This window comes from Pseudomonas sp. BF-R-24 (assembly GCF_019947335.1).
GTDB lineage: Bacteria > Pseudomonadota > Gammaproteobacteria > Pseudomonadales > Pseudomonadaceae > Aquipseudomonas > Aquipseudomonas jessenii.
The window spans coordinates 1-5201 of the sequence record NZ_JAGYGG010000081.1; the positions used below are offsets into that span (position 1 = coordinate 1).

The following is a 5201-nucleotide window of genomic DNA, read 5'->3' on the forward strand; positions in this document are numbered from 1 at the left end:
GCCGATTATCGATTGCAAGCGGCGGTTGACCGAGACGTTGGTGTGCTTGCGCGAGCAGAGTTCACGGCGGGTGGTGGCGACTTTTCTTGAGATGGTGCGCGAGAGTCTTATGTAAGCAGGTCCGGCCCCTTCGCGAGCAAGCCCGCTCCCACACTGGATTTGTGTCGGATACAGAATTTGTGATCTACACCGATCAAATGTGGGAGCGGGCTTGCTCGCGAAGGCCGCGCTTCGGTCTACCTGACGGGTGCCAACCCGAAAAACGCCTGAATCAAGCGCAAATCCCGCCGCCGCTCCATACAGCCAATCATGTGCCGATTCACCAACCCCTCGCCAATGATCGGCACCGCCGCCACCCGTGGATCGTGGCTGACCTCCACCGACGACACCACCCCCACGCCCAGTTCGGCGGCCACCGCCTCGGTCACCGCTTCGCGGCTGTCCAGTTCCAGCAACACCCGTGGATTGACCTTGGCCTGGGCGCAAGCCTCATCGAAGGTGCGCCGGGTAATCGAACTCGGTTCGCGCAGCACCATGATCACCTGATCCAGTTCCTTGAGCTGCACGCCTTTAGTCTTCTGCGCCCAAGGATGCCCGTCGGGCACCAGTGCGCAAATCCGCGATTCGTTCAGCGCCTGCAGATGCAGGCCCTTGCGCGGCTCGACCTCGGTCAGCACCGCCACGTCGGCATGTTCGGACAGCAGCGCCGCCAGGGTTTCCTGGGCGTTGCCCAGGCGCAAGTTCACCGTGATCCCCGGATAGCGCGCCCGCAGGCTGGCGAGCATGGGCATGACCATGTGCGGGCCGTCCGCCGCCACCTCCAGACGCCCGGTCAGCAATTGCCGGTTGGCTTCGAGCATCACCTGCGCCTCTTCGGCCAGGCCGAACATCGCCCGGGTGATTGCCGCCAGTTTGGTGCCCTCCTCCGTCAGCTCCACCCGTCGGGCGGTGCGGCGCAGCAGGGTGATCTGGTAGTGCTCCTCCAGGGCCTTGATGTGCCCGGTGACCGCCGGCTGGCTGATGAACAGCCGCGCCGCCGCCCGGGTAAAACTGCCTTCCCGGGCCACGGCATCGAAGGCGCGGAGCTGAAACAGGTTCATGAATAACCCTCACTGATGGCTGGCATAACAATAAACAATTTGATTGATAACACGGCAAATTGCAATTTAGGCCCCGTAGCTTCATCCCATCGATTGCGAGGACACGAGAATGAGTACTGCCGAACCCATCCTGCTCACCCCCGGCCCGTTGACCACGTCGCCCCGCACCCGTCAGGCGATGATGATCGACTGGGGTTCATGGGATGACCGCTTCAATCAACTGACCGCCAGCCTCTGCGAGCAACTGCTGGCCATCATCAACGGCGCTGCCACCCACCACTGCGTGCCTTTGCAAGGCAGCGGCACCTTCGCGGTCGAGGCAGCGATCGGCACGCTGGTGCCTCGGGACGGCAAGATTCTGGTCCTGATCAACGGCGCCTACGGCAAACGCCTGGCAAAAATCTGCGAAGTACTGGGCCGCTCCTTCAGTACCTTCGAAACCGCAGAAGATGAGCCGACCACCGCCGCCGACGTCGACCGCCTGCTACGTGCCGATCAAGACATTACCCATGTCGCCCTGATTCACTGCGAAACCAGTACCGGCATCCTCAATCCGCTGCCAGAGATCGCCCAAGTAGTGGCGCAACACGGCAAGCGCCTGATCATCGACGCCATGAGCTCCTTCGGCGCCCTGCCAGTGGATGCGCAGCAAGTGCCGTTCGACGCACTGATCGCCGCCTCGGGTAAATGCCTGGAGGGCGTGCCGGGCATGGGTTTTGTCTTCGCTCGCAAAGAATCCCTGGCCAGCGCCGCCGGCAACTCGCATTCGCTGGCGATGGACTTGCAGGACCAGCACGCCTACATGGCCAAGACCGGCCAGTGGCGCTTCACCCCGCCGACCCATGTGGTCGCGGCGCTGCACGAAGCCCTGCTGCAATACAACGAAGAAGGCGGCTTGCCGGCGCGGCACGAACGCTACGCCGCCAACTGCCAGGCATTGATGGAAGAAATGGGCAAACTGGGGCTGCGCAGCTTCCTGCCGGCGGCTATCCAGGCGCCGATCATCGCCACCTTCCACGCCCCGAAAGATCCGCGCTACGCGTTCAAAGAATTCTACGAGCGGGTCAAGGCCAAGGGCTACATCCTCTACCCCGGCAAACTGACCCAGGTCGAAACCTTCCGCGTCGGCTGCATCGGTCATGTCAACCCGGCGCAAATGCGCGAAGCGGTGGCCGCGATTGGCGAGGTACTGCGCGAGATGGAAGTGTTAGAGATCTAAGCTCCACCGTATTCCCCTGTGGGAGCGGGCTTGCTCGCGAAGAGGGTCTGGCATTCGACATTTATGCCGGCTGATACACCGCCTTCGCGAGCAAGCCCGCTCCCACCCAAACCAAAGCAGCTCCCCTATCAGCCAGTTGCCACAGGATTTGATCACCATGAACTACGCCAACCCAACCAAACTGCAAGCCGCCATCCTCGACTGGGCCGGCACCGTGGTCGACTTCGGCTCCTTCGCCCCGACGCAGATTTTCGTCGAGGCTTTCGCCGAGTTCGATGTCCAGGTGTCCATCGAAGAAGCCCGTGGCCCGATGGGCATGGGCAAGTGGGACCATATCCGCACCCTGTGCGATCTGCCGGAAGTTGCCGAGCGTTATCGCAAAGTGTTCGGCCGCACGCCGACCGACGATGACGTCACCGCGATTTACCAACGCTTCATGCCACTGCAGATCGAAAAAATCGCCGAACACTCGGCACTGATCCCGGGCGCGCTGGAGACCATCGCCAACCTGCGTCAGCAAGGGATCAAGATCGGTTCCTGCTCCGGTTACCCGAAACAGGTCATGGACAAGGTGGTCGAACTGGCCGCCACCAACGGTTACGTGGCCGACCACGTGGTCGCCACCGACGAAGTCCCGAATGGTCGCCCATGGCCCGCCCAGGCGCTGGCCAACGTCATCGCCCTGGGCATCGACGATGTCGCCGCGTGCGTGAAGATCGATGACACCGTGCCGGGCATTCTCGAGGGTCGCCGCGCCGGCATGTGGACCGTTGCGCTGATCTGCTCGGGCAACGCCCTGGGCCTGGACTACGAAGGCTATCGCGCCTTGGGCTGCGACCGACTGGACAGCGAGCGCAAGCGCATCCACGGGATGTTCGAAGGTTCACGCCCGCATTACATGATCGACACCATCACCGATCTGCCGGAAGTGATCGCCGACATCAACAAGCGCCTGGCCAACGGCGAAATGCCACAGTCGAGCTAAAAAACGCAACGCCCCCCTCCTGTAGGAGCGAGCTTGCTCGCGATGGTGTGTCAGTCGACATCAATGTATCTGACACTCCATCGCGAGCAAGCTCGCTCCTACAAGGTTTTTCTCTGCCTTTACCCGAACCAGAACACCCAGCGACCAATCGCCTCAGGCAAATCCGGTGAAACAGGATTACAGTTAACGCACACCGTCGGACAAGAACGGTGGCTTTAAACCGGACCTCTGAGGAACACCCCATGCCGTGGAAAAACTCTGAGTCGCGCTACAGCACCGTATCGATCGCGCTGCATTGGCTGATGCTGGTCCTGCTGGTGCTGGTTTACGCCTGTATCGAGTTTCGCGGATTCTTTCCCAAGGGCAGTGGCGCGCGCACGCTGATCGTCGAATCACACTTCATGCTCGGCCTGACCGTATTCGTTCTGGTCTGGCTGCGATTGTTCGCACGCAGCCTCGGCCCGGCGCCGCAGATCTTCCCGGCCTCGCCGCACTGGCAAACGACACTGGCCAGGCTGATGCACTGGGCGCTGTACATTTTCATGATCGTCACGCCGATTCTCGGCTGGCTGGTCACCAGCGCCAAAGGCAATCAGGTGATGTTCTACGGTGTCGACCTGCCGATGCTGGTCGCGGAAAACAAGGACCTGGCCAAACAGCTCCAGGGCTGGCATGAGCTCGGCGGCACTATCGGCTATTGGCTGATCGGCCTGCATGCCGTGGCCGGGCTGTATCACCATTATGTGGTGGGCGATAACACATTGCTGCGGATGATGCCCACGCGCGTGAACCGCGATCTCTCAGACCAATGAACTCCAATGTGGGAGCGGGCTTGCTCGCGAAGGCAGTGTGTCAGGCTATACAAAATCGACTGATACTCCGCCTTCGCGAGCAAGCCCGCTTCCACACTGGATCGCAGCACCGCTCAGTTTTTTGAACTCAATCCCCGCCACCCCTGCAAACCGCCGGTGTGGACAAAGATCAGCCGCGTACCACGGGCGAACTTGCCCGCCTCCACTTGTTGCTTGAGGGCCATGAGTGCCTTACCGGTGTACAGCGGCTCCAGGGGAATGCCGCTGGCCTGCCCGGTCTTTTCGATGAAGTCGAGCAGCAACGGATCAACCTTGGCAAACCCGCCGCGACTGGCCTCGAACAGTTCATACACCACATCGACCACACCCGCTTCCTGCACGATCCTCTCGACCTGCTGCGCCACCCCGTGGTCATCAGGCACCGCCAGGGCACCATATACCGGATGATTCCCCGCTTCGGCCAGCACCAGGCCGGCCAGGGTCGTGCCGGTTCCGCAGGCCAGCCACCAGCCGTCATAGTTATTCCAGCCCAAGCCCGCCAATTGGGTACAAACCCTGGCCCGCAATTGCATGCAACCTTCAGCACCGGGTAATCCACCTCCGCCTTCAGGCACCGGATGCAATGTCGGATAACGGGTTTGCCAGGGTTGCCAGAAACCCGCTTCATGCCTCGCTCGATAGCCTGCGTAGCCCAGCCAGTGCAACTCCATGCCGAACGCCTGCAAGTCCTTGACCGTCGGGGTTTGCTGAGGATGCCCGCGCAACAGGCCGACGGTGGAAAAGCCGAATCGCTTGCCCGCCGCCGCCAACGCGTGGAGATGATTGGAGTGCGCGCCACCGAGACTGATGATGCCTTCGGCACCCAGACGGTCGGCGGTCTTCAGGTGTTCGATGAGCTTGAACCATTTGTTGCCGCTGATCAGCGGATCGATCCGGTCCAGACGCAGCACCGCTACTTCGATGCCGACATGGTGTCCATGGCACGGCCATTTCTCGCCGACCCGGATTTCGTCAACAAAGCCGCTGAAGGTCGTGCCGATGAAATCAACACCTGCATCGGTTGCAACCAGGCCTGCCTCGACCAC

At 61.5% G+C, this 5201-nt stretch carries 5 protein-coding genes and 2 pseudogenes; 5 read left to right on the plus strand and 2 right to left on the minus strand.

All coding sequences use genetic code 11. The annotated features are described in order from the left end of the window. Window positions 1-115, plus strand: a pseudogene (locus KGA98_RS28285) (LysR family transcriptional regulator); the annotation flags it as partial. Window positions 116-236: 121 nt separating this feature from the next. On the opposite strand, the gene KGA98_RS28290 reads toward KGA98_RS28285, so the two are convergent. Then, window positions 237-1100 carry a LysR substrate-binding domain-containing protein gene (locus KGA98_RS28290; RefSeq protein ID WP_090456686.1) on the minus strand — a complete coding sequence of 288 codons (864 nt, stop codon included), beginning with the start codon at window positions 1098-1100 and terminating at the stop codon, window positions 237-239. A 109-nt stretch (window positions 1101-1209) separates the two neighbouring features. Here KGA98_RS28290 and KGA98_RS28295 point away from each other — a divergent pair, with 109 nt between their 5' ends. The 3 genes from KGA98_RS28295 to KGA98_RS28305 all read left to right on the plus strand — a co-directional run bounded on the left by KGA98_RS28295 (window position 1210) and on the right by KGA98_RS28305 (window position 4116). Further along, window positions 1210-2319 carry a 2-aminoethylphosphonate--pyruvate transaminase gene (locus tag KGA98_RS28295; protein ID WP_223504959.1) on the plus strand — a complete coding sequence of 370 codons (1110 nt, stop codon included), beginning with the start codon at window positions 1210-1212 and terminating at the stop codon, window positions 2317-2319. A 157-nt stretch (window positions 2320-2476) separates the two neighbouring features. Then, the gene (phnX, locus tag KGA98_RS28300) at window positions 2477-3304 is read left to right on the plus strand and encodes a phosphonoacetaldehyde hydrolase (RefSeq protein ID WP_090456689.1); all 828 of its coding nucleotides are present in this window, start codon (window positions 2477-2479) and stop codon (window positions 3302-3304) included. Between the two features lie 242 nt (window positions 3305-3546). Further along, window positions 3547-4116 (plus strand): cytochrome b, encoded by a 570-nt coding sequence (locus KGA98_RS28305; protein ID WP_223504961.1) that lies wholly within the window; start codon window positions 3547-3549, stop codon window positions 4114-4116. A 113-nt stretch (window positions 4117-4229) separates the two neighbouring features. Here KGA98_RS28305 and KGA98_RS28310 read toward each other — a convergent pair whose 3' ends face one another. Next, window positions 4230-5123, minus strand: coding sequence for a 1-aminocyclopropane-1-carboxylate deaminase/D-cysteine desulfhydrase (locus KGA98_RS28310; RefSeq protein WP_223504963.1), 894 nt, complete (start codon window positions 5121-5123; stop codon window positions 4230-4232). On the opposite strand from KGA98_RS28310, the pseudogene KGA98_RS28315 reads away from it, so the two are divergent. Continuing rightward, window positions 5076-5201: pseudogene (locus KGA98_RS28315) on the plus strand (hypothetical protein); the annotation flags it as partial. The gene KGA98_RS28310 and the pseudogene KGA98_RS28315 sit on opposite strands and share 48 nt — an antisense overlap.

What these genes read in the sequence shown, in the direction of transcription:
- KGA98_RS28290 (WP_090456686.1), bottom strand. Translation starts at nt 1,100, where the DNA reads ATGAACCTGTTTCAGCTCCGCGCCTTCGATGCCGTGGCCCGGGAAGGC.
- KGA98_RS28295 (WP_223504959.1), top strand. Translation starts at nt 1,210, where the DNA reads ATGAGTACTGCCGAACCCATCCTGCTCACCCCCGGCCCGTTGACCACG.
- phnX (WP_090456689.1), top strand. Translation starts at nt 2,477, where the DNA reads ATGAACTACGCCAACCCAACCAAACTGCAAGCCGCCATCCTCGACTGG.
- KGA98_RS28305 (WP_223504961.1), top strand. Translation starts at nt 3,547, where the DNA reads ATGCCGTGGAAAAACTCTGAGTCGCGCTACAGCACCGTATCGATCGCG.